Source organism: Enterobacter cloacae complex sp. IR5402 (assembly GCF_049238125.1).
GTDB lineage: Bacteria > Pseudomonadota > Gammaproteobacteria > Enterobacterales > Enterobacteriaceae > Enterobacter > Enterobacter hormaechei_C.
The window spans coordinates 304,509-327,636 of sequence record NZ_JBMKHO010000001.1 but is presented as its reverse complement, the minus strand read 5'-3'; the positions used below and the strand labels follow the sequence as shown (position 1 = coordinate 327,636).

Sequence of the window (23,128 nt, the reverse complement as noted above, 5' to 3'; positions counted from 1 at the left end):
GAGCGATTAAATGGCGATGGAAACACAAGACATTATTAAACGCTCCGCGACCAACCCGATAACGCCCGCGCCTCGTGCGCGGGACTACAAGGCAGAAGTCGCCAAGCTGATCGATGTCTCTTCCTGCGTGGGCTGTAAGGCCTGCCAGGTGGCCTGCTCGGAGTGGAACGATATCCGCGACGAGGTGGGGCACTGCGTTGGGGTCTATGACAATCCTGCTGATCTGAGCGCCAAGTCCTGGACGGTGATGCGCTTTAGCGAAACCGACCAGAACGGCAAGCTGGAGTGGCTGATCCGTAAAGACGGCTGTATGCACTGTGAAGATCCGGGCTGCCTGAAGGCGTGCCCGTCTGCCGGGGCAATCATTCAGTACGCCAACGGGATCGTCGACTTCCAGCAGGATAACTGCATCGGCTGCGGCTACTGCATCGCAGGCTGTCCGTTTAATATCCCGCGCCTCAATAAAGAGGATAACCGGGTCTATAAATGCACCCTGTGCGTCGATCGCGTCAGCGTCGGCCAGGAGCCTGCCTGCGTGAAGACCTGTCCTACCGGGGCGATCCACTTCGGCACCAAAAAAGAGATGCTGGAAGTGGCGCAGCAGCGGGTGGATAAGCTCAAAGCGCGCGGCTATGACAAGGCCGGGATTTATAACCCGCAGGGCGTGGGCGGCACGCACGTCATGTATGTTCTGCACCACAATGACCAGCCGGAGCTGTATCATAATCTGCCGAAAGATCCGGCGATCGATACATCAATCAACCTGTGGAAAGGGGCGCTTAAACCGCTTTCAGCGGCGGGCTTTATCGCCACCTTTGCCGGGCTGATTTATCACTACATCGGTATCGGGCCGAATAAAGAGGTGGATGACGACGAGGAGGAGCATCATGAGTAAGTCGAAAATGATAGTGCGCACAAAATTTGTCGATCGCGCCTGTCACTGGACGGTAGTCATCTGCTTCTTCCTGGTGGCGGTATCCGGCATATCGTTCTTCTTCCCGACGCTACAGTGGCTCACGGAAACCTTCGGGACACCGCAGATGGGGCGCATTCTGCATCCGTTCTTCGGCGTGCTGATTTTCGTGGTGCTGATGTTTATGTTCGTGCGTTTTGTTCATCACAATATCCCTGACAAGCAGGATATTCCGTGGCTAAAAGGGATTGTTGAGGTTCTGAAAGGCAACGAGCATAAAGTCGCGAAGGTGGGGAAATACAACGCCGGGCAGAAGATGATGTTCTGGACCATCATGAGCATGATTTTTGTGCTGCTGGTGACCGGGGTCATCATCTGGCGTCCGTATTTTGCGCACTATTTCCCGATTCAGGTAGTGCGTTATGCGCTGCTGATCCACGCGACCTCGGCCATTATTCTGATCCACGCCATTCTGATCCATATGTATATGGCCTTCTGGGTGAAAGGATCGATTAAAGGCATGATTGAAGGGAAGGTGAGCCGCCGCTGGGCGCAGAAGCACCATCCGCGCTGGTACCGCGACGTTGAGCGTCTTGAAGCGCAAAAAGAGAGTTCGGAAGGGTTGAAGTAAACCTTGCGCCGTCGGCATTGTCCGGCGGCGCTGCGCTTGTGCTGGCCTGCTTCCCCGTATCAAAATCGCTCTGCAATATACCGGAAGGGATATTTTGTAGGCTTCACTTTGCCGATCTTGCGTTTCGCTAAATCCACTTTGTCTACGTGAATTTCTTTATAGGGGATCTGTGAAAGCAGATGCGAAATAATATTCAGCCGCACCCGTTTTTTATCTTCTGAGCGCGCCACAAACCACGGCGCCCAGGCGGTGTCGGTCGCTTTAAACATCGCGTCACGGGCGAGGGTATATTCATCCCACAGATTAAAAGATTTTATGTCCATTGGAGAAAGCTTCCAGATCTTGCGACCATCATTAATGCGATCGCGCAGGCGGCGTTCCTGCTCTTTTGGCGTTACTTCAAGCCAGTATTTCAACAATATGATCCCGGCATCGACCATCGCTTTTTCCATTACCGGCGTTCCATCAAGAAATTTTTCGGCCTGCTCTTCAGTACAGAAACCCATTACTTTTTCCACCCCCGCGCGGTTGTACCAGCTGCGGTCAAAAATAACGATTTCCCCGGCAGAGGGCAGATGAGGAACGTAACGCTGAAAATAGAGCTGACTTTTCTCTTTATCGGTGGGGGCCGGTAACGCAACAACGCGAAACACCCGGGGGCTGACGCGTTCGGTGATGGCTTTGATGACGCCGCCTTTACCGGCGCCGTCTCGCCCTTCAAAAACAATACAGACTTTTAACCCTTTGGCGACCACCCATTGCTGGAGCTTAACCAGTTCAACATGGAGGCGGCGCAGCTCTTGCTCGTACGTTTTGGTTTTGAGCGGCGCGTTTTTAACGACATCATCAACAACACGGGTTTTCTTCTTACTGACCATGGCGGGTCTCCCTATGGGTCCGGTCGCGGGATCGAGGCCGTACTAAGCGTGTAATCGGCCTGAATGAATGGATTAATGTGTCAGAAAGCTGATTTGAACTGGTTCACCATACAAGTTTAATCAATAATGCACGCTGCGTATTTTTTAACAGTGGTCGCGGTATGAAAAAGACAATTTTTTCGTTAGCACTGGCTACCTTTGGCCTGGGGATGGCTGAATTTGGCATCATGGGCGTGCTGACAGAACTGGCCCATGATACGGGCATTTCGATTCCCTCTGCCGGAAATATGATTTCGTTTTACGCTTTTGGCGTGGTGATCGGCGCGCCGATTGTGGCGCTGTTCTCCAGCAAATTTTCGCTGAAAACAACGCTGCTGTTTCTGGTGGCGATGTGCGTCGTTGGTAACACACTCTTTACCTTCTCTGACTCCTACGTGGGGCTGGCGGCGGGGCGCTTAATCTCTGGTTTTCCGCATGGCGCGATTTTCGGCGTGGGGGCGATAATCCTGTCAAAAATCGCACCGCCGGGTAAAGTGACGGTCGCTGTGGCCGGGATGATTGCCGGGATGACCGTTGCCAACCTGCTTGGCGTACCACTCGGGACGTGGCTGGGACATGAATTTAACTGGCGTTACACCTTCTTTTTGATTGCGGTCTTTGACGCGCTGGTGATCCTGTCTGTTCTGCTGTGGGTGCCAGACATTCACGACACGACAACCACCCGGCTGACAGAACAATTCCATTTCCTGAAGAAACCGGAACCGTGGTTGATTTTTGCCGCTACGATGTTTGGCAATGCCGGGGTGTTTGCCTGGTTTAGCTTCGTGAAGCCGTTTATGGTCAACGTGTCAGGCTTTTCCGAGGGCGTGATGACCGCGATCATGATGCTGATGGGGCTGGGCATGGTGCTGGGAAATGTCTTCAGCGGCAAGCTGTCGTCGCGCTTTAGCCCGCTGCGCATTGCTGCCACCACCGACCTGGTGATTGTGGCTTCGCTGCTGGCGTTGTTCGCCTTTGGCGAGCTTAAAACAGCTTCACTGGTAATGGGATTCGTGTGCTGCGCCGGGCTGTTTGCGCTCTCTGCGCCGCTGCAAATACTGCTGCTGCAAAATGCGAAAGGCGGCGAGATGCTGGGGGCCGCAGGCGGACAAATGGCGTTTAACCTCGGCAGCGCAATTGGCGCGTATTTCGGTGGAATGATGATTACGCCCGGCTTTAGCTGGAGTTATGTCACGCTGCCGGCAGCGATCTTATCCTTCTCAGCGATGACCTCTCTGTTGATGTATGGTTATTTATGTGCCAAAAAGCGTCAGGCCAACGCAGGAGCGCTGGCCTGATTCCACATGTTGCCCGCTGGTCGCGGGTGGTGGAGTGGACTACACGAATTTCGCCAGCGGGTCAGCGGCGGCAAAAGCAACCGCTTTGTCTGCTGCTGGCGGGTAAATCAGTTCGTTGGTGATGGCAACTTTGATCTTTTTGCCTTCCTCGCGCACGGATTTAATGCGCTGGTCCCAGCCCTCGGTGTATACCGCGCCCCAGCTACCCAAATCCAGACAGGTAACGTAGTTCACCTGACGGTAAGGGTACGGCTCCACATTTAACAGGCTGGCCGCCGCGTTGTGTCCGGCGAATTTCCCCAACTGGATCGCGTGCTGGCAGGTCATCAGCGCCGTGTTGCCCACATCGTCCGTTTTGGCATGCGCCATATCACCCGTCGCGTAAACCTCCGGATGCGCAGGAACCTGCAATGTGTCGGTGACGATAAGGCGTCCCTGAGTGTCGCGTTCCCCGTCAATTTGCAGGCTGAGGGGGTTAGCTTCTACCCCTGCCGTCCACACTACAGTGGCGCTGGCAATGCGTTCTCCGTTTTTCAGCGTTACGCCGCTGGCATCGATGGCTTCAACTTCACTGTTTAAACGCCATTCAACGCCCAGCGCGCTGCTTGCTTCTTCAATGGTGTTTCTCAGCGCCTCGCTGTAACGCCCGCCAATGGTTGCACCCCTTTCAACTACGATTATTTTAGTCTTTGTATTGGCGCCGAAGCGAGTGCGGAGCCGGGCAGGGAGTTCCGTTGCCAGCTCGATGCCGGTAAAGCCGCCGCCACACACGACCACGGTATTACGCTCCGGGGTGGAGGGGCGCGAAACCAGCGAATCAAGATGTTGCTCGAATAACCTGGCGGAGTCGAGTTGGTCGATATCAAAGGCGTATTCAGCCAGACCGGCAACAGGAGGACGTTTAGTCTGGCTACCGGTTGCGAGGATCAGACGTTCCCAGGCGACGTCAGCAATCGCGCCGTTTGAATCGCGATACAAAACGGTTTTAGACGAGGTATCAATACGTTGTGCTTCGCCCGCAATAAAGGTAATGCCCAGCTCAGCAAACAGTTCGGTCAGCGGCGCGACCATCGTCGACACGTTCTCTTCATAAAAGCGTGGGCGAACGCGTAGCTCCGCAACAGGGGCCAGCACGGCAATGCTGAGGCTATTGTTACCCGCCAGAGCAGAAAGGCGCGCGGCGCTGACCGCAGCCCACATACCGGAAAACCCACTACCCACAATTAAAATCTGCTTTTTCATACTCGATCCTTTAGTGCGTCAGGCTGTATGTCTGACATAACTGCCACTATACTTGTCGGAGTTAACTGCGACAACTTCTTTCTGAGTTAAAAATCGTTATAATGCAGCGAACAATGACCCGGAGTGAGCCATGGCGTTTTACAGTTCTGGTGTGGAATATGGCATTCATAGCCTGATGTGTATGGTGGATGCAAAAGGCAATGAACGTGAGATGAGCGTCCGGGAGATGGCGGCCTTGCAGGGCGTGCCGTACGACTATCTTGGAAAAATCTTCACCCGTTTATCACGCGCGGGGCTGGTTATCAGCACCGAGGGTAAAGGGGGAGGCTTCCGGCTGGCGCGTCCGGCAGAGCTGATCAGCGTGCTGGACGTGGCGCACGCCATCGACGGCGAGAAGAATATGTTTGAGTGTCGGGAAGTGCGTCAGCGCCTGGCGGTGTTTGATGAAACGCCACCTGCCTGGGTCTGTGACGGCCCGTGTGGGGTGCGCTCGGTCATGGACAGCGCGCAGCAGCGGATGGAAGAGGAGTTAGGGCGCCATACCATCCTGGATCTGGCGCGGAAGATGTATCGAAAAGCGCCTGACACGTTCCAGATCGAGGTTCAGGAGTGGATTTCCGATCGCCGTTCGTCCACGTGAAAAGCCGGGCAGGGCAAAGCCGCTACCCGGCCGCCGCGGTTAAGAACGTAAATCAATCACCATACGGCCACGGATCTGGCCCTGTTCCATCTCTTTAAAGATAGCGTTGATATCTTCCAATGGGCGCATCGTGACTTTCGGAACCACCTTACCTTCAGCCGCAAACTGGAAGGCTTCGAGCAGATCCTGACGGGTACCCACCAGAGAGCCCACCACCTGAATCCCATCCAGGACCAGACGTGGAATATCCAGGCTCATCGCTTCCGGCGGCAGGCCAACAGCCACCACGCGGCCTCCGGCGCGAACTGCGTCAACGGCAGAGTTGAAGGCCGCTTTCGCTACTGCCGTCACCACCGCCGCATGCGCACCGCCGGTTTTCTCCTGAATCACTTTTGCCGCATCTTCACTGCGAGAGTTCACGGTTAAGTCTGCGCCCATGCTGGCAGCGAGCTTCAGCTGCTCGTCATTCACGTCAATGGCGATAACCTTCGCATTGAAGACATTTTTGGCGTATTGCAGCGCGAGGTTGCCCAGACCGCCCAGGCCATAGATCGCAATCCACTGGCCGGGTTTGATGTCAGAGACTTTTACCGCTTTGTAGGTGGTGACCCCGGCGCAGGTGATGCTGCTGGCCGCCGCGGAGTCCAGCCCGTCCGGGACTTTAACCGCGTAATCCGCGGTTACGATGCACTCTTCCGCCATGCCGCCGTCAACGGAGTAACCCGCGTTTTTCACGTCACGGCACAGCGTTTCGTTGCCGGTATTACAATATTCACAGTGGCCACAGCCTTCAAAGAACCACGCCACGCTTGCACGGTCGCCTACTTTTAGCGACGTGACGCCAGGACCAATCTCTTTGACGATACCAATCCCTTCGTGGCCGAGGATCACCCCGGTTTTGTCGCCAAAATCACCATTCTTAACATGGAGATCGGTATGGCACACGCCACAGCACTCCATCTTCAGCAGCGCTTCACCATGTTTAAGCGCGCGTAAGGTTTTCTCTGTAACATTAACCTGATGATCCTGAGTGACAACAGCAGCCTTCATGTGTTTCTCCTTTCATGATGAGTATCTGCATAGCAGGTGTAATACCCATTAAGGATTAATACTTTGACGCTGTAATGCAAGGCAACCGCAACATAATGTCATCATTTAGCTCAGTTTCAGATTAAGAATACGGCGATCCTCTAATAATCAGTAGGGAAAAACACTGACGTAAAAAAGACCCGGCGTAATGACCGCCGGGTACAGACTTACAGTTGGGCTTCTATCTCCTCAATCTCTTTTCGCCATTGCGCCTGCAACTGCGGTTTTTGATGTTTGGGCTTACGCGCCAAATCTTCTTCCAGCAACGTTTCCAGGGCGACAAGGCGTTCGAGCAGATCGTCTGACGCTGAAGAGGGTGCCTTTAATGCGGCGTTCGATGCCTCAGGTACAACCGGACCGGCGTCCTCACGCAGGCGCTCAAAGACCGCCTCCGCATCGTGCCATTCGCTCAGCCTGCCGTCCTCAATCAGCCAGAAGCGGTTACAGCACTGGCTAATTAACTGACGATCGTGGCTCACCAGCAGCACTCCGCCTTCAAACTGTTGCAGCGTTTCCGCCAGCGCCTCTTTGCCCTCCATATCCAGGTGGTTGGTCGGTTCATCCAGCATCAGCAGGCTATAACGGGCAAGGGTCAGGCCGACGAACAGCAGGCGCGAACGTTCCCCGCCGCTCAGCGTACTGACTTTTTGCCCGTGCCGCGCCCACGGGAAGCCGGCACTGATGAGCGCCATTTTACGGGTCTGCGGATCTGGCGCGAAAGGCTCCAGCGCATCAAGCAGCTCCGTATCGTCTGGCAACTGATGCAGCGTCTGGTCGTAGTAGCCGGGTGAAACGCGCGGATGACGCTTAAGCCGCTCGTCCGAGATCTCGTCGCGAAAATGTCGCCAGATAAGCTTCAGCAGCGACGATTTTCCGCAGCCGTTACGACCCACAATCGCCACGCGATCGCCGCTCTTCAGCCGCGCGCTGACGAGGGTAAACAGGTCTGGCAGACCCGGCGCCGGGGGGACGCCGAGGTCGGTTATTTCCAGCAGGCGGTCGGCCCGAAGCGCGTCCCCGCGCAGGGTTAAGGTCCACGGGCTTCCCGCCGTCAGTTCCGTCTGGTTTTCTTTAAGCCGTTCGACCTGTTTTTCCATCTGCTTAGCCTTACGGGAGAGATCTTCGTTGTCGTAGACCTTGCCCCAGGTCGCGAGGCGTTTGGCGCTGGCCGTGACGCGGTCGATCTCTTTTTGCTCTGCCTTATGCCGCAGCGCATCGCTTTCGTCTTTCGCCTCCAGCGCCTGACGGGCGGCAGTGCAGGGAAGGGCGAAGTAGTGCAGTGTTTTATCGCGCAGGATCCAGCTGCCGTTGGTTATCGCGTCCAGCAGTTGCCTGTCGTGTGAAACCAGCACAAAGCTGCCGGACCAGCTCTGTAAAAACTGCTCCAGCCACAGCAGGGCCGGCAGGTCGAGGTGGTTGCTCGGTTCGTCCAGAAGCAAGAGATCCGGATCGCTTATCAACGCCCGCGCCAGCAGCAACCGCGTATGCTGACCGCCGCTCAGCGTGGCGGATTGCAGCGCCGTTTCCTGCGTCGTAAAGCCCATTCCGGCCAGCAGCGTCTCGGCCTTCCAGCGAAGACTGTCGCGCTCACCGGTCGGCAGCTGCGCCAGCACCGCATCCAGCATGGTCAGGGGATAAAGGGTCTCCGGCAGATGTTGTTCCACGCGCGCCAGCAGGCAATGTCCCGCCAGTGAAACGGTTCCGGCAGCAGGGGACTGCGTCCCGTCGAGGATTTTCAGCAGCGTACTTTTTCCGCAGCCGTTATCACCCAGCAGGCCAATGCGGTCGCCTTTTTTCAACGTAAAGGAGAGAGAGTCGAAGAGCGTGCCAAACGCGGTATCAACACGTAAAGAATATGCAGTGAGTAGAGTGCTCATTGTTGCTTACCCAGGAGTTACAGGCATGTTTATGCCTCGTCAAACATCGCTGACGATAACTCAGTAAGCCCGAGAGAAGGGATTTCAGGGGTTAGTGTCTTCGCTCAAGCGGAAGTTATCGCAGCACGATACCGATAACGCTTGAGCTGGTGCGATCACCAAATGTATGTGAAACATTGAAAATTTCACAGTACAGCATAATTGGCCTCCTTATATATTCAGTAGGTTAATGGATGAAGGGAGTGTAGCGGGGGAAAATGGGTTTGGCTAGTGGGAAGTGCCGTATATTCCCCTCACCCTAACCCTCTCCCCAAAGGGGCGAGGGGACTGTCCGGTGCGGTTTTCACCCTCTCCCCTTTGGGGAGAGGGCTGGGTGAGGGGCGATGCTTAAATCGAAGTACGACGATAGCTACGGTATTCCGGCATCCAGAAATTATCATCAATCGCCTGCTGCAACGCATCGGCAGAGGTTTTCACCGCGACGCCTTGCTGCTGCGCCATTTTGCCTACCGCGAAGGCAATTGCGCGGGACACTTTATGAATGTCTTTCAGCTCCGGCAGTACCAGGCCTTCACCGTTATTCACCAGTGGTGAGTGACCTGCCAGCGTTTCGCTCGCGGACATCAGCATTTCGTCGGTGATGCGGGACGCGCCGGAAGCGATCACTCCCAGACCAATACCCGGGAAGATATAGGAGTTATTGCACTGCGCAATGGGGTAGAGCTTGTCCTTCCACACCACCGGATCGAACGGACTGCCGGTCGCGACCAGCGCATTGCCTTCGGTCCAGGCGATGATATCCTGCGGCGTCGCCTCCACGCGTGAGGTCGGGTTCGATAGCGGCATCACGATAGGGCGTTCGCAGTGCTTATGCATCTCGCGAATGATCTCCTCCGTGAAGAGGCCGGTCTGCCCGGATACGCCGATCAGAATATCCGGTTTCACGTTGCGCACCACGTCAAGAAGCGAGAGCACCTCGTTATCCGTATCCCAGTTTTTCAGGTTCTCGCGCTTCTGCACCAGTTTGGTCTGGAACGGGAGCAGGTTTGGCATACCGTCGGTCAGCAGGCCAAAACGGTCCACCATAAAGACGCGGGAGCGGGCGAGCTCTTCGCTTAAGCCTTCGCGCTGGGTCTGGGCAATAATTTGCTCGGCGATGCCGCAGCCCGCGGAGCCTGCACCCAGGAAGACAATTTTCTGATAGCTGAGCTGGCTGCCTGCCGCACGGCTCGCAGCAATCAGCGTACCGACGGTCACTGCCGCAGTGCCCTGAATGTCATCGTTGAACGAGCAGATCTCATCGCGGTAGCGGTTCAGCAGCGGCATGGCGTTTTTCTGTGCGAAGTCTTCGAACTGCAACAGCACGTCCGGCCAGCGGTGCTTCACGGCCTGGATGAAATCATCCACAAACTGATAGTACTCGTCGTCGGTAATGCGCGGGTGACGCCACCCCATGTACAGCGGATCGTTCAGCAGTTGCTGGTTGTTGGTCCCCACGTCCAGGACCACCGGCAGGGTGTAGGCCGGGCTGATCCCGCCGCAGGCGGTGTACAGCGAGAGCTTACCGATGGGAATACCCATCCCGCCAATGCCCTGGTCGCCAAGGCCCAGAATACGTTCGCCATCGGTTACCACGATCACCTTGATGTTGTGGTTCGGCACGTTTTGCAGAATGTCATCCATGTTGTGACGGTTCTGATAAGAGATGAACACGCCGCGGGAACGACGGTAGATCTCTGAGAAGCGTTCACATGCCGCGCCGACGGTTGGGGTGTAAATGACGGGCATCATCTCTTCGAGATGGTTCTGCACCAGGCGGTAGAAGAGGGTTTCGTTGGTGTCCTGGATATTACGCAGGTAGATGTGCTTATCGATTTCGGTTTTAAAACCCTGATACTGGATCCAGGCGCGTTCCGCCTGTTCTTCAATGGTTTCAACCACTTCAGGCAGCAGGCCCAGCAGGTTAAAGCTGCTGCGCTCTTCCATGCTAAAGGCGCTGCCTTTGTTCAGAAGGGGAAACTCCAGTAAAACCGGACCGGCGTAAGGAATATAAAGGGAACGATGTTTTTTCAGTTTGTTGTCCATGTCACTCACTCTTTTTAAGAAGATCCGTCCCTGACACTGCTGTTTGTCATCTTTCTGGCCTGTGCTACGGGGTGCGGTCGGTTGGTATTATAAAGGAGCTGAATATTAATTACCGCAACACATAAACAAAAACACCATCGGGATTACCGATGGTGTTGTGAATATCGTGCCGGAACTTACTTGCCGGAAGGGCGTTTTCTGCCGGTAGCGTGGGTAACCTGCGTTTCGCTACCCTCCTCAATAACCACTTTACGCTTGTTAGAGAGCTTGTAGTTCAGTCCCAGAATGTGGCGTGCCTGACGGTTCGATTTCATTTTAACTCCTCAATCCCGTTGATAGTTTTAAGGACAAGTTTGCTCACGCAAACGAAATGTAACCCCTTAGGTTGCTGATCCAGCTTAGCAGGTTTTTACAAAGGTGCATTTTGCCCGCTGACCACATAGTTGATGGTTTGCTGGTAGATGTCACTGAGGATGTCATTGTCTGTGGCTTCCACCCACTTGGTCAGTTCCATCAAAATGTCATCTTCGGTAACAACACCGTGCTCTGCCTGAAGACCCTGCGCAATCGCGTTAACGAGTTCGGGTTGTGCTGCTGTGGTATGTGCCGGGTAATAAGTAAACATGCTGCCTCCGTGTCGTTGTCTGTTTAATGTTACGGCGTGCAAAATCGTAATTCACATTCAGATTGGCAAATATTTTCGCCGTTGTGGTTCAGATTCGTCCTGGAAATAAAAATATCATCTCTCCTGGCACACAAATAAAATTCAGGGTTTCCAGCGGCGTAAAATTGTCGTTTTTTCATAAGGCATGGGCGCCGGCCAGGAGATCAATTCCACAATGCTGCCCCAGGGGGTCTGCCCATAGCAGAAAGCATTCCCTTCACCTTGCTCATCCGGAAACGTGAGCGGCTTTGGCGCGGTAAATATCTCCCCGCCGGCAGCGGTGAAAGCGGCTATCGCCTTATCAAAATCATCAACATAAACAGCAAAATGCTGGAGGCCAAAGTCGCTTGCGCGGGCGGGCATTCCCTGTTCAGGGCCATGCATTTCGAAAAGTTCAATGCCGGGTCCATGGGGCATAACAAGCATGCGAATGGCGTGAATTTTTGTGCCGGGAAATAATTTTAAGGTGTGCTGCTGGGCGGCCTGATCAATATTATCGGTTTCCGCATCGACAGAATGATATAAAACCTGTGCGCCGAAAGCGCGTTCAAAAAATAGGGTGGCTTTTTCAATGTCGGGCACCGTAATACCGATATGGTCGATGCCCCTTACTGACGATGGCATAGTAAACTCCTGCTATAAAAAATTTAAATATAGCAGGAGATAATCAGGATATTACCACTTCATTTCGCCGGTATTCACTTTGGCACTCAATTCCAGCGAACTGGCTTCCGCCAGATTCGGCCATTGTTTTTTCATCGTGCTAATGACGCCGGTTGACGCTTTATGTGTCATGAGGGCCTGTTCAAACTGATGTAGATAGCGACGGGTAAAGTCGATAGCGCCGGTACCCGCTGGCGGTGTCCCAAGGTAGTGGCCCGGAATAACGTGTTCGGGCTTAAGGGCTGCCATGCTATCCAGCGTCTGCTGCCACTGTTTGCGGCTTTCCGGCGTTTGGGTATCTGCCGTCCAGACGTGAATACCCCACGAGACGCCCGTGCCGCCGAGGATGGTTTTTGCGGATGGGATCCAGACGTACGCCGCATAGCTCTCAGGCTCTTCAATATTCACTCTTTCACCATCAATCATAAAGGTGGTTGAGGCAAGCACTTGCGGCACGTAGAGCTGTGACGGCGCGCCGTCTTTCATCTGTGGCCCCCAGAAGGCGAGCTTCGCGTCTTTTGTGGCCCTGATATGGTCCACCACCTGTTGCGTGGCGACAACTTTGGCATTAGGGAAGGCTTTCACCAGCGGTTGCAGGCCGAAATAGAAATCCGGATCGCCGGAGGTGATCACGATTTTGTTCAGCGTTTTACCGCTGTGGCGAATTTTTTCCACCAGCGCTTCGCCATCTTTCACGCTGAACTGGGCGTCAAACAGTACCGCCTCTTTCGGGCCAGACACCAGCGTGGAAGAAACGGCAAAAATGCCTTTTTCCTGCGGGTTGTACGTATCAACGGTCAACGGCGCGGCAAAGACGGCCGGAGTGAAAAGGGTTGTCAGCAAAGCAAGGCGGGCGATAGTCATGGTCATGTCTCTGTTCTTCAGGAAAGTCTCTATTGTACGGATCTCTTCATTTGCCAGAATTCCTGGAACAGGACATGCTTAGTTTCATAAATCGAGCAAATGGAGGTCAAAATGGATCGCGTTATTGCCGCCCAGGTGTACAACCGCATCTGTGAGCTGGGGAGTTTAAGCGCGGCGGCGCGGGCGCTGGGGATCTCCCGTCCGATGGTGAGCCGTTATCTGGAGCAAATGGAGAAGTGGGCCGGGGCGCGGCTGGTGAACCGCTCCACCCGCAAGCTGACGCTGACGGCGGCGGGGGAGAAGGTCCTGCAAAAGACCCGCACGCTCTCGCAAATTTCTCAGGAAATTGAAGATCAGTCAGTGAAGGATTTACCCTCAGGCACGCTTCGTGTCGCCTGCGCGCACTTTACGGCGATGCATATTATCGTTCCGGTGCTGCCCGATCTGTTGCAGCGTTACCCTCAGCTGCGCATTGAGCTGGATGTTAACAATCATCCGGTAAGTCTGGTGGGCGAGCGAATTGACGTGGCGATCCGCATCACCGATAACCCTGAATCGGGCATGATCGCCCGCCGACTGGGAGAGTGTCGGTCCGTACTTTGCGCCTCGCCGCACTACCTTGCCAGTCGGGGCGTTCCAGTGCAGCTGGAGGATTTATCCCGGCACAACTGCCTGCATTACAGCTTTTTTGCCGGTCAGTCGTGGCGTTTTTTGACGCCAGAAGGGGAGCCGGTCACGACGGCGGTCAGCGGCAATCTCAGCGCCAGTATCTCGTCATTGCTGATGGAGGCGGCGATAAACCACTGTGGTATTGCCATGCTGCCCGAGCGCGAGGCCGACGCGGCGCTGCGGCAGGGCAGCCTGGTGCCGGTGCTCGGCGCCTTTACGCCAAAACCGATCGGTATTTTTGGTATTTATCAGTCGCGAGACTATCAGCCTGCGGCGCAGCGTGTGTTCCTGGATGCACTTGCAAACCACCTTGCCACGCGCTCGGACTAGTCTGTCTTCCCTGCAAAATGGATTATGCGTCCTATACTTATCCCTTTGTAAGCCAAAAGGAGAGCAAGAATGACGATTCATAAGCACGGTTCAGCACACTGGTCTGGCGACATCAAACGCGGCAAAGGGACGGTCTCAACAGAGAGTGGCGTCCTTAACCAGCAACCTTACGGCTTTAACACCCGCTTCGAGGGCGAAAAAGGGACTAACCCGGAAGAGCTGATTGGCGCAGCGCACGCGGCCTGTTTCTCTATGGCCCTGTCTCTAATGCTGGGCGAAGCGGGTTATACTGCCGATTCCATCGATACCACGGCGGATGTCTCGCTGGATAAAACCGACAGCGGTTTTGCCATCAGCAAAGTGGCGCTACAAAGCAAGGTGACGGTACCGGGTATCGATCCGCAGCAGTTCGACGGCATTATTCAGAAAGCGAAGGCGGGTTGTCCGGTATCGCAGCTGTTGAAAGCCGAAATCACGCTGGATTACAAACTGAACTGATATCAGGCCGGGCAAATGCCCGGCTAACCTTTCACTGCCGCAGGGAAAACCTCGGCAAGCCACGCAATAAACACTCTCAGGCGATGCGTTAAATGCCGACTCTGGGGATAGACCACGTGAAAAGGATACGCCTTAGGACGCCAGTCGCTCAGGATCTCTACCAGCGCGCCCGTTTCCAGATGCGCTCTCGCAGCATAGCCAAACGTCTGAATAATCCCTAAACCCGCCAGCGCCGCGGCCAGATGTGCGTTGCTTTCATTGACCCCAAGGTGGTGCGGAACGCTGATCTCCAGGGGCTCACCCCGGTCAAGGAAGCGGAACGGAAATGCGCGTCCGGTAACCGGGGAAAGGTAGCTAATCAGCTTATGGCCGTTGCGCAGCTCCTGCGGATAGGCAGGGATGCCGTGAGCTTTAAGATAGCCCGGCGCCGCGCAGGCGATCATCCCGGCATCACCGATATGCCGCGCGATAAGCGAAGAGTCATCCAGCGGGCCGCCGCGGATCACGCAGTCCACGTTTCCGCTGATTAAATCTACCGGACGATCGGCTACCCCCAGGTTAATGCGCAGATCCGGGTAGCGCTGAAAAAAATCCGGCAGCAGGGGGATCAGCACGTCCCGGGCGGTTGAGCCCCCCACGTCAATACGCAAATGGCCTTTGGGCGTGCAGCACGATGCGCGAAAGGCGGTATCAATGTCCTCTATATCAATTAATACCCGTAGCGCTTTCTCGTAGTATTCCATGCCTTCTGCCGTCGTGACCACCCGGCGCGTCGTGCGATGCAGCAGCCGTGTTTCCAGGTGCGCTTCAAGTGATTTTACCAGCTTGCTCAGCGTGGCTATCGGCATGTTCAGGGAGTCTGCCGCTCGGGTAAAGCTTCCGGATTCAACCACCCGCGTAAAGGCACGCATTGCCATTAGCTGATCCACATAGATCTCCTCTGATTATTTCCTGCTGTGAAAATTCATTTTCATTTTTGCCCGTTTATCGCTAATCCCGCAAGGTCTAAAGTCTGCCTGACGCGGGCAAACGCTCCTCTTTTACATCACAACAAAGGTTATGAGTATGAATACAACGCTTGCAGGAAAAATCGCTCTGGTGACCGGTGGCAGCACCGGTATTGGTCTCGCAACGGCACAGGAGCTGGCGGCGCAGGGAGCGAAGGTCTATATCACCGGACGTCGTCAGGCCGAACTGGATGCTGCCCGGGCAGACATTGGCGCCGCGGCGGTAGCTATCCGCGCGGACGTCTCCAGAATGGCCGATCTGGATGCGGTTTACGCGCAGATTGCTAAAGAAGAAGGACGACTCGATATTCTGTTCGCCAACGCCGGGGGCGGCGACATGCTGCCGCTGGGCGCTATCACCGAAGAGCAGTTTGACCGGATTTTTGCCACCAACGTGCGCGGCGTGCTGTTCACCGTCCAGAAAGCGCTGCCGCTGCTCTCATCTGGTTCATCCATTATCCTCACCGGATCGACGGTTTCGATTAAGGGGACGGCGAATTTTAGCGTCTACAGCGCCAGTAAAGCCGCCGTGCGTAACTTTGCCCGCTCCTGGGCGCTGGACTTACAGGGCCGCGGGATACGCGTCAACGTCGTCAGCCCTGGCCCCGTGAAAACGCCCGGTCTTGGCGATCTGGTTCCCGAAGAACAGCGTCAGGGATTATACGATGCGCTGGCGGCCCAGGTACCGCTGGGTCGCCTGGGCGCGCCGGGCGAAGTCGGGAAAGCCGTGGCGTTTCTGGCGTCCGATGCCGCCAGCTTTATTAACGCCACGGAGCTGTTTGTCGATGGCGGGATGGCGCAAATCTAGCGGTTACGCCAGCAGCGTACGCTTCGGCCTTCGGCTGCGGGCTGAAGCGGCTGCGGCCGTTCACATCCCTGCATCGCCAGCGGGCAGCGGTCGCGGAAGTAGCAGCCAACGGGCAGGTGGCGATTACCGGGAAGATCGGTTTTGCGTAATGCCAGATCTTCGTCCAGCGGTTCTCCGGTACGGGGAACGGAGTCAAGCAGCAGCTGCGTATACGGATGCCGCGGCTGACTCAGCACCTGGTCCGCCGGACCCAGCTCCACGATCTGCCCCAGATACATCACTGCCACACGATCGCTCATGTGCCGGACCACCGAGACGTTGTGCGAGATCAGTACGTAGGTCAGATTTCGCTGCTGTTGCAGGGCAACCAGCAAATTGAGGATCTGCGCCTGGACAGAAATATCCAGCGCGCTGGTGGGTTCATCCAGCACGATGATGTCAGGATCTGAAGAGAGCGCCCGGGCGATAGCGATGCGCTGGCGCTGTCCGCCCGAAAACGCATGCGGCAGGCGGTCAAGATATTCTGCTCGAATGCCCACCTGCTGCGCCAGCGTCTCAGCCAGCTGACGACGCTCCCGTTCGCTGCGGCGTTGCTGTATCCACACCGGCTCGGTGATGATGCGCCAGACGGGTAAACGCGGATCGAGGGACGAGAGCGGGTCCTGAAATACCATCTGCATACCGCCTGCCGCATTTGCGCGCTGACAGGCACCTGTACTCGGTTTGAGCATGCCCATCAGCAGTTGCGCCAGCGTGCTCTTTCCACAGCCGGATTCCCCCACAACGCCCAGCGTTTCGCCGCGATGGATCCGGAGATCCATGCCGTTGAGGGCGTGTACCTGCTCCGTCACGCGCCCCAGCCAGTTTTTGCGCGCAGGAAAATTCACATGCACGCTATCCAGTTCCAGCAGTACCTCAGACATGGCGTCTCTCCTGTTGTGGGTACCAGCAGGCAGCCTGTTGGCCTTCTGCGCCCGTGGAAATTAAGCGCGGCGTTTCGCTGCATTTCGCCCCGGCAGCAAAACAGCGTTCGCGAAAGGCACATCCGCGCGGGAGGTGGCTGAGGTTAGGTACCGTGCCGGGAATGGCCGGGAGGATCTCGCGCGGTTCACCATTTTCCGGGGCACACCGCAGCAGGCCAATCGAATAGGGGTGTACAGGATGGTGGATCAAAGTCTGCGTGCTGCCGCTTTCGATCACGCTGCCCGCGTACATAACGTACATCCGGTCACAAAGCTGCGACACCACCGCCATATCGTGACTGATAAACAGCACCGACGTCCCGCTGGCGCGCGCTTTGTGTTTCAGTAGCCGCAGCACCTGACGCTGAACGGTCACGTCCAGCGCGGTGGTCGGCTCATCGGCAATGATCAGCTCCGGCTCGCAGGAGAAGGCAAGGGCGATCATCACCCGCTGGCGCATGCCGCCGGAAAGCTCAAACGGATAGCGTTCCATCACCTGTGCCGCATCCGGGATTTGCATCTCGCCCAGCAGGGCGATCGCCTTCTGCTGCGCGTCGCGGCGGGAAAGCGACTGATGCTGGCGGATCACCTCCACCATTTGCCTGCCAATCCGGCGCGTAGGGTTAAGCGCCGTCATCGGCTCCTGAAAAATCATCGCCACCCTGGCGCCGCGCCACTGACGAAGCTGTTTTTCCGACGCGTTCAGGACATCTTCCCCGAGCAGGGTGACCCGGCCATGGTGAACATGGTAACTGCCTTCCGGCAGCAGGCGCATCGCCAGCATCGCGGTGACCGATTTTCCCGAGCCGGATTCGCCCACCACGCCGACAATTTCACCCCGGCCAATCTCCAGCGAGACGTGGTTGAGCGCGTGGACGTCACCGCGAAAAATGGGGAAGCTCAGATGCAAATCTTCAATCGATAATACGGAATCACTCATGACTGCTTCCCTCCTGATTTGGGATCCAGCAGGTCGCGAAGACCATCGCCAAACAGATTAAACCCAACCGCCGTGATCAGAATTGCCGCCCCCGGAAACGCGCAGTACCACCACTGGTCAAGCACGTAGTTACGCCCCACGGCCACCATCGCGCCCCATTCGGCGGTCGGCTGCTGCGCGCCTAATCCAATAAAGCCCAGCGTGGCGGCCATCAGGATGGCGCTGCCGATATCCAGCGACGCCTGTACGATCAGCGGCGGGAGGGCGTTACGCAGAATATGCCAGCTGATCAGGTGCCAGCGCGATGCGCCAAAGGTGCGGGCGGCCTGCACGTAGGTGAACTGGCGCACCAACAGCGTTTGCCCGCGTGCCAGCCGCACGTAAAACGGAATGCGTACAATCGCAATCGCCAGCATCGCGTTAAACAGGCTTGGGCCGAGCGCGGCGGCCAGCGCCATCGTCAACACCAGCGAGGGGATGGAGAGCATAATGTCCATGATACGCATAATGATGGCGTCGCCGCGTCCGCCGAGTACGCCGGACAAACAGCCGAGCAGAGAACCGATGCCGCCCGCAATCACCACCACCGCCAGCCCCGCCGTGATGGACTGCTGGCTGCCCACCAGCACGCGGCTGAACAGATCCCGGCCCACCTCATCGGTGCCAAACCAGTGCTGGGCTGAAGGCGCCTGCAATCGCGCGGTCAGATCCAGCGCATTCGGATCGTGCGGGACTATCCACGGCGAGACCATCATCATCAGCAGCATCACGATCATAATCACCCCGCCGATCAGCGTGAGCGGGCTTTTGCGTAACATCCAGAATAGCTTTGCCCAGTTAATGCGCTGTTTAGCGGTGCTGACAGGGACGGGCGTTTCCTGAGTTAACATCATTCGGCACCTCCGCGCCCGATTCGCGGGTCGATCCACAGATACAGCAGATCCACCACCAGATTGACGAAGACATAGGCCAGCGATACCACGACCGCGAAGCCCATGACGGCAGGGAAGTCCAGCGCCTGAATGGAGGTCACCACCCAGGCTCCCATTCCCGGCCAGGCAAACACGGTTTCGGTAAGGACTGCCCCGTACAGCAGATCGCCCAGCGCCAGCCCGAGCACGGTAATGGAGGGGATCATGGCGTTGGGTAAGGCGTAGCGCAGCACGATGTACCACCCCGGCAACCCGCTCGCGCGGGCGGTACGAATATAATCCTCGCTCAGTTGCTCCAGCATCGCGGAACGTACCTGACGCGCCACAATACCCAGATGCACAAAGGCCAGGGTCAGGGAGGGGAGAATCAGGTGCTGTAGGGCGTTGAAAAACACCTCGCCGTTGCCTTCCAGCAGAGCGTCCAGCAGATAAAAACCGGTAACGTGGGCGGGCGGATCGAGCCAGTCGTCCAGCCTGCCGCCGCCGGGCAGAATTTGCAGTTGCCCGTAGAACAGAACGATAACTCCCAGTCCCAGCCAGAAGGCAGGCGTCGAGATGCCGGTCATCGCCATCAGTCGCACCAGGTGATCCAGCCAGCGGTTACGGTACACCGCCGATAAAATGCCCAGCGGCACGCCAATCACCAGGGCCAGCAGCAAAGAGCAGAAGGCCAGTTCCAGCGTGGCGGGGAAAAAGGCTTTCAAATCTTCCGCAACGGGGCGACCGGTGCGAATGGATGTGCCCAGATCGCCATGCGCCAGCGCCTCTACATAGCGGCCAAACTGAATATAGAGCGGTTGATCCAGCCCCAGCTGCTGGCGGATGCCCTGCACGATTTCATCGCTGGCGCGGTCACCGGCCAGCAGGCGGGCCGGATCGCCGGGGATCAGGTGTGAAATAATAAAAGTAATAATACAGACACCGGCCACCACCAGGATTAACCCCCAGCAGCGCTGGCGCACAATGCTCCAGAACGTCATACACTTCCCCCCGGCGTGGGCCGTTACTTACTCATGGTGGCGATGTTAAAGACCTGCTCAAGCATCGGATTAAAGGTGAAGCCTTTGACCTCTTTGTTCATCGCCAGCTGATAGTTCTTCTGGAACAGATAAACGTAAGCCGCCTCGTCAATCACCACTTTCTGCGCCTGCTGGTAATCTTTGGTGCGCTCCGCCTGATCGGTGGTTTTCAGTGCCGCCTGCAACAGCGCATCGACCTCTTTGTTCTCATAGAATGAGCGGTTACCCGGCAGCCCTTTTTTGTCCGATTCGAACCAGTAGTTCATGAACATGTACGGGTCAGCGAAGTCCGGGCTCCAGTTACCAATCGCAATGTCATAATCACCTTTGCCGACGCGGTCGCGCATGGTGGCGTTCGCCAGTTTCTCGAGCTTGACGTTAATCCCCAGCTTGCCCAGGCTCGCCTGCGTGGAGAGGGCGATAGGCTCCCAGTTCGGGTCGTTATCGGAGTAGAGGAACGTCAGGCTGGCGGGTTTATCGTTGACTTTTTCCAGCGCCGCTTTGGCTTTGGCCTCGTCAAAGCTGTACTGCATGGCGTTCGCATCAAAGCCCCACATGCCCTCCGGGATCGGGCCGCGCATCTGCTTGCCGTTCCCGCTGAGAATGCCTTTCACCATCCCCTGATAATCGGTCGCCCAGGAGACCGCGCGGCGCAAATCCACCTGATTCATCGGAGGCTTACTGTTGTTCAGATAGAGGTAGGTCACCCGCAGGGACGGGTATTCCGCCACGGCCACTTTGCCTTCCTGCTTCAGAGCGGCAAGCTGATCCACCGGCAGGGCGTCGGCGATATCCAGATCGCCACGGGAAAGTTGCAGGCGACGCGAGGCGCTTTCACCGATAATCTTTACCGAGACGCGCTTGAAGTGCGGCTTTTCACCCGACCAGTGTGGGTTGGGCACCATCACCAGCTGCTGACCTTTCCGCCAGCTTTTCAGCATAAACGGTCCGGAACCCGCGGTGTTTTGCGCCAGGAAACCGCGTGCGTCGTCGGCGGCATTGGCTTTCAGCACCGCCGGGTTGACGATCGACGCGCCGTCATTGGCCAGCGTGTAGAGGAACGGGGCGAACGGCTGGCTGAGGGTGAATTTCACCGTATGCTCATCCACCGCGTCCACTTTCAAATCTTTCGGGAACGCTTCGGAAGGTCCCTGGTTAATTTTCAGCAGACGTTCAAACGACAGCTTTACCGCTTCGGCGGTCACCGGCGTGCCGTCGGAGAATTTTGCATTATCTGCCAGGGTGAACGTCCACTCTTTCTGGTCGTCAGACGCCTTCCAGCCCGTCGACAGATCGCCTTCCACCTCCGTGGTGCCAGGCTTGTATTTCACCAGACGCTGGTACGAGGGGTAGGTCACCGTCCAGTCGTTGTTATCGATAGTGACCGCCGGATCCAGCGTTTGCGGATCGGCAGCTTTCCCAATCACCAGCATATCTTTTGGCACCGCCGCCAGCGCGAGAGGGGCGCTCAGGGTGAGCGTAGCGGCAATCAGGGTTGTAAGCAGCGTTGTTTTCATGGCGGGGCTCCAGAATTACAGTGAGTGTGTGGTCGGATAACAGGCGAACTGGTCATCTAACAGCGGGTAGCTGGCGGCATTCGGCAGTTCGAAATGCCACCATTCGCTGCTGATGCCTACAAAACCGCCGCCGTACATAACGGCGTTCAGGAGCAGACGATTTCGCTGCGCCTCAGGCGGAACGGAAGGGTGCCAGGAATGAGAACGGTCGTGCATTTCGTCAAACCCGGCGCCCATATCCAGCACGTTGTCGTGTTCATCCATCAGCGTGACGTCAATGGCGGTGCCCCGGCTGTGGTTAGAGCCAATTGCGACATCCACCACGTATTCCGGATTGGGGCAGGCATCCCAGAGTTGCGACTGCGCCTGCTGGGGGCGGTAGGCGTCGTAAACCACCAGCTTCAGACCGGCCAGCGCGGCGATGCCGATCGCTTTCGCCAGCGCGGTGGCGGCATCCGTATGCAACAGGCACGCGGCGTGCTGGTAGATCGGGCGGCCAGTGATGTTATCGGCGGTCGCGTATTTCAGATCGATATGCAGCGTGGGAAAGGTTTTCGCCACATCAATCAGTTGACTCTCTTCAGGCATAGCTCCGCTCCTTTAGCGTTCAAATTGACCAAACTCTTGTTGTAGTTGTCGGTTGATTGCCAGACGTTCCGGCAGCGCATCCCCCAGCGCCTCCACAACGCCCGACAGCAGCAGGTTGAACAGACAGCTCACCGGCGCCAGCGAATCCCAGAAATGGCCGGTATCGGTCTTCACTTGGAGTAAATCAATCGGGTAATCCCGCGCCCACGGGCACCAGATATCGGTGATCAGCGCCATCGCCAGGTCTTTTTCGCTCGCCACGCGGCAGTACTGGCGGGCAATGGCGGAGTAGGCGCGGGTATCCGTCAGCACGATATACGGGTTCGCAAAGCCGGAGTTAAGCGACTCCACCCAGCTACCGGAGAGCCCTTCTGAATAGCTCACCCGCGGGCGCAGATACTCCAGATGGCTGAAGAACGCATTGGCGATCCCGCGCGTGGACTGGATCCCCAGCACGAAAACGGCGTCGGCATGGGTAAGTTGCTGGACCACCTGCCTGAACGTTTCGCTTTGCGCCAGCTGGTAGACATGGGCAATGGCGTCCACCTCCAGCGACAGGGAGTGCTGAAGGCGATCCGACAGCGGCTGTTGCTGCTTCCAGGAGTCGAGACGCTCGTTAATGCCCCAGGGCTGGTGGGGATCGCGCAGGCTTTTTTTGGCGTCGTCCAGGTTGCGGTAGCCCAGCTTGCGCAGAAAGCGTCCGACGGTGATCCCGCTGGTGGCCGTGGCCAGCGCCACGCTCTCTGCCGTTTCAAAGGGGATCTGCCCGACGTGCGCCAGCATCCAGCTTGCCACCCGCTTTTCGCTTGGGGTGAGCTGGCTAAAGGTCGCTTCGATACGGCTCAACACCTCAGGTTTGGTCGTCATACCGCCTCGCTGTTAACTGGCTGTCAAAGGCCGGGTTTCTGTTACCGGATTAACAATGCAGGACGCGTGCCATGTTCACATTGCGGCGAAAACGCGCTGTGCAGCAAA

24 protein-coding genes and 1 pseudogene are annotated in these 23,128 nt (G+C 56.7%); 7 read left to right on the top strand and 18 right to left on the bottom strand.

The genetic code is table 11. The features are described 5' to 3' along the window. The first annotated feature begins 10 nt into the window (after positions 1–10). Both fdxH and fdnI read left to right on the top strand, forming a co-directional pair. A complete protein-coding gene (gene fdxH, locus ACOTXL_RS01620; RefSeq protein ID WP_003857048.1) occupies positions 11–895 on the top strand; it encodes a formate dehydrogenase subunit beta in 885 nt (294 codons plus the stop codon). Further along, the gene (gene fdnI, locus ACOTXL_RS01615) at positions 888–1,544 is read left to right on the top strand and encodes a formate dehydrogenase-N subunit gamma (protein ID WP_003857050.1); all 657 of its coding nucleotides are present in this window, start codon (positions 888–890) and stop codon (positions 1,542–1,544) included. The genes fdxH and fdnI overlap by 8 nt, the downstream gene beginning before the upstream one ends. Before the next feature lie 59 nt (positions 1,545–1,603). Here fdnI and ppk2 read toward each other — a convergent pair whose 3' ends face one another. After that, on the bottom strand, positions 1,604–2,422 hold the full coding sequence (gene ppk2, locus ACOTXL_RS01610) for a polyphosphate kinase 2 (RefSeq protein WP_045350006.1): 819 nt from the start codon (positions 2,420–2,422) through the stop codon (positions 1,604–1,606). A gap of 161 nt (positions 2,423–2,583) precedes the next feature. Between ppk2 and araJ the strand changes: the two genes are divergently transcribed. Further along, complete coding sequence (araJ, locus tag ACOTXL_RS01605; RefSeq protein ID WP_045350004.1) at positions 2,584–3,759, top strand: MFS transporter AraJ; 1,176 nt, start codon at positions 2,584–2,586, stop codon at positions 3,757–3,759. A gap of 39 nt (positions 3,760–3,798) precedes the next feature. Here araJ and ACOTXL_RS01600 read toward each other — a convergent pair whose 3' ends face one another. Beyond that, positions 3,799–5,001 (bottom strand): NAD(P)/FAD-dependent oxidoreductase, encoded by a 1,203-nt coding sequence (locus tag ACOTXL_RS01600; RefSeq protein ID WP_045336317.1) that lies wholly within the window; start codon positions 4,999–5,001, stop codon positions 3,799–3,801. A gap of 130 nt (positions 5,002–5,131) precedes the next feature. Between ACOTXL_RS01600 and ACOTXL_RS01595 the strand changes: the two genes are divergently transcribed. Next, on the top strand, positions 5,132–5,641 hold the full coding sequence (locus ACOTXL_RS01595) for an RrF2 family transcriptional regulator (protein WP_015570482.1): 510 nt from the start codon (positions 5,132–5,134) through the stop codon (positions 5,639–5,641). Between the two features lie 39 nt (positions 5,642–5,680). On the opposite strand, the gene adhP is transcribed toward ACOTXL_RS01595, so the two are convergent. From adhP to ACOTXL_RS01560, 7 genes are all read right to left on the bottom strand, one after another. After that, positions 5,681–6,691, bottom strand: a complete 1,011-nt coding sequence (adhP, locus tag ACOTXL_RS01590; protein ID WP_023314184.1) for an alcohol dehydrogenase AdhP — start codon at positions 6,689–6,691, stop codon at positions 5,681–5,683. A gap of 206 nt (positions 6,692–6,897) precedes the next feature. Next, a complete protein-coding gene (locus ACOTXL_RS01585) occupies positions 6,898–8,607 on the bottom strand; it encodes an ABC-F family ATP-binding cassette domain-containing protein (protein WP_045350003.1) in 1,710 nt (569 codons plus the stop codon). Between the two features lie 387 nt (positions 8,608–8,994). Then, on the bottom strand, positions 8,995–10,692 hold the full coding sequence (locus ACOTXL_RS01580) for an NAD-dependent malic enzyme (RefSeq protein ID WP_003857058.1): 1,698 nt from the start codon (positions 10,690–10,692) through the stop codon (positions 8,995–8,997). A 176-nt stretch (positions 10,693–10,868) separates the two neighbouring features. Next, positions 10,869–11,006: a stationary-phase-induced ribosome-associated protein gene (gene sra, locus ACOTXL_RS01575; RefSeq protein WP_003857059.1), complete on the bottom strand. Its 138-nt coding sequence runs from the start codon at positions 11,004–11,006 to the stop codon at positions 10,869–10,871. Positions 11,007–11,101: 95 nt separating this feature from the next. Continuing rightward, positions 11,102–11,317 (bottom strand): biofilm-dependent modulation protein, encoded by a 216-nt coding sequence (gene bdm / locus ACOTXL_RS01570; RefSeq protein WP_003857061.1) that lies wholly within the window; start codon positions 11,315–11,317, stop codon positions 11,102–11,104. Between the two features lie 141 nt (positions 11,318–11,458). Next, entirely contained in the window at positions 11,459–11,980 is a 522-nt protein-coding gene (locus ACOTXL_RS01565) for a VOC family protein (RefSeq protein WP_045350001.1), read from the bottom strand. Positions 11,981–12,031: 51 nt separating this feature from the next. Further along, positions 12,032–12,883, bottom strand: a complete 852-nt coding sequence (locus ACOTXL_RS01560; RefSeq protein ID WP_032666370.1) for a Vmh family MBL fold metallo-hydrolase — start codon at positions 12,881–12,883, stop codon at positions 12,032–12,034. Between the two features lie 111 nt (positions 12,884–12,994). Between ACOTXL_RS01560 and ACOTXL_RS01555 the strand changes: the two genes are divergently transcribed. Further along, on the top strand, positions 12,995–13,882 hold the full coding sequence (locus ACOTXL_RS01555) for a LysR family transcriptional regulator (RefSeq protein ID WP_072223364.1): 888 nt from the start codon (positions 12,995–12,997) through the stop codon (positions 13,880–13,882). Between the two features lie 69 nt (positions 13,883–13,951). Then, positions 13,952–14,380: an OsmC family protein gene (locus ACOTXL_RS01550; protein WP_003857069.1), complete on the top strand. Its 429-nt coding sequence runs from the start codon at positions 13,952–13,954 to the stop codon at positions 14,378–14,380. Positions 14,381–14,403: 23 nt separating this feature from the next. On the opposite strand, the gene ACOTXL_RS01545 is transcribed toward ACOTXL_RS01550, so the two are convergent. Further along, positions 14,404–15,309 carry a LysR family transcriptional regulator gene (locus ACOTXL_RS01545; protein WP_023324676.1) on the bottom strand — a complete coding sequence of 302 codons (906 nt, stop codon included), beginning with the start codon at positions 15,307–15,309 and terminating at the stop codon, positions 14,404–14,406. Between the two features lie 136 nt (positions 15,310–15,445). On the opposite strand from ACOTXL_RS01545, the gene ACOTXL_RS01540 reads away from it, so the two are divergent. After that, positions 15,446–16,195 (top strand): SDR family oxidoreductase, encoded by a 750-nt coding sequence (locus ACOTXL_RS01540; RefSeq protein WP_003857073.1) that lies wholly within the window; start codon positions 15,446–15,448, stop codon positions 16,193–16,195. Here the strand turns inward: ACOTXL_RS01540 and ACOTXL_RS01535 are convergent. The 8 genes and pseudogenes from ACOTXL_RS01535 to ACOTXL_RS01500 all read right to left on the bottom strand — a co-directional run bounded on the left by ACOTXL_RS01535 (position 16,149) and on the right by ACOTXL_RS01500 (position 23,020). Further along, on the bottom strand, positions 16,149–16,259 hold the full coding sequence (locus ACOTXL_RS01535; RefSeq protein WP_349861263.1) for a hypothetical protein: 111 nt from the start codon (positions 16,257–16,259) through the stop codon (positions 16,149–16,151). The genes ACOTXL_RS01540 and ACOTXL_RS01535 overlap by 47 nt on opposite strands. Then, positions 16,216–17,016 (bottom strand): annotated as a pseudogene (locus ACOTXL_RS01530) (ABC transporter ATP-binding protein); the annotation flags it as partial. The pseudogene ACOTXL_RS01530 and the gene ACOTXL_RS01535, both read right to left, overlap by 44 nt. 94 nt (positions 17,017–17,110) lie before the next feature. Beyond that, positions 17,111–18,097, bottom strand: a complete 987-nt coding sequence (locus ACOTXL_RS01525; protein WP_003857075.1) for an ABC transporter ATP-binding protein — start codon at positions 18,095–18,097, stop codon at positions 17,111–17,113. Continuing rightward, positions 18,094–18,990, bottom strand: coding sequence for a D,D-dipeptide ABC transporter permease (gene ddpC, locus ACOTXL_RS01520; protein ID WP_003857076.1), 897 nt, complete (start codon positions 18,988–18,990; stop codon positions 18,094–18,096). The genes ACOTXL_RS01525 and ddpC overlap by 4 nt, the downstream gene beginning before the upstream one ends. Continuing rightward, positions 18,987–20,009 carry an ABC transporter permease gene (locus ACOTXL_RS01515; protein WP_003857077.1) on the bottom strand — a complete coding sequence of 341 codons (1,023 nt, stop codon included), beginning with the start codon at positions 20,007–20,009 and terminating at the stop codon, positions 18,987–18,989. The genes ddpC and ACOTXL_RS01515 overlap by 4 nt, the downstream gene beginning before the upstream one ends. Before the next feature lie 23 nt (positions 20,010–20,032). Further along, entirely contained in the window at positions 20,033–21,565 is a 1,533-nt protein-coding gene (locus tag ACOTXL_RS01510) for an ABC transporter substrate-binding protein (protein ID WP_045349997.1), read from the bottom strand. A gap of 15 nt (positions 21,566–21,580) precedes the next feature. After that, the gene (gene ddpX, locus ACOTXL_RS01505) at positions 21,581–22,153 is read right to left on the bottom strand and encodes a D-alanyl-D-alanine dipeptidase (RefSeq protein ID WP_045349995.1); all 573 of its coding nucleotides are present in this window, start codon (positions 22,151–22,153) and stop codon (positions 21,581–21,583) included. Between the two features lie 12 nt (positions 22,154–22,165). Next, a complete protein-coding gene (locus tag ACOTXL_RS01500; protein WP_045349993.1) occupies positions 22,166–23,020 on the bottom strand; it encodes a MurR/RpiR family transcriptional regulator in 855 nt (284 codons plus the stop codon). Positions 23,021–23,128: the final 108 nt, after the last annotated feature.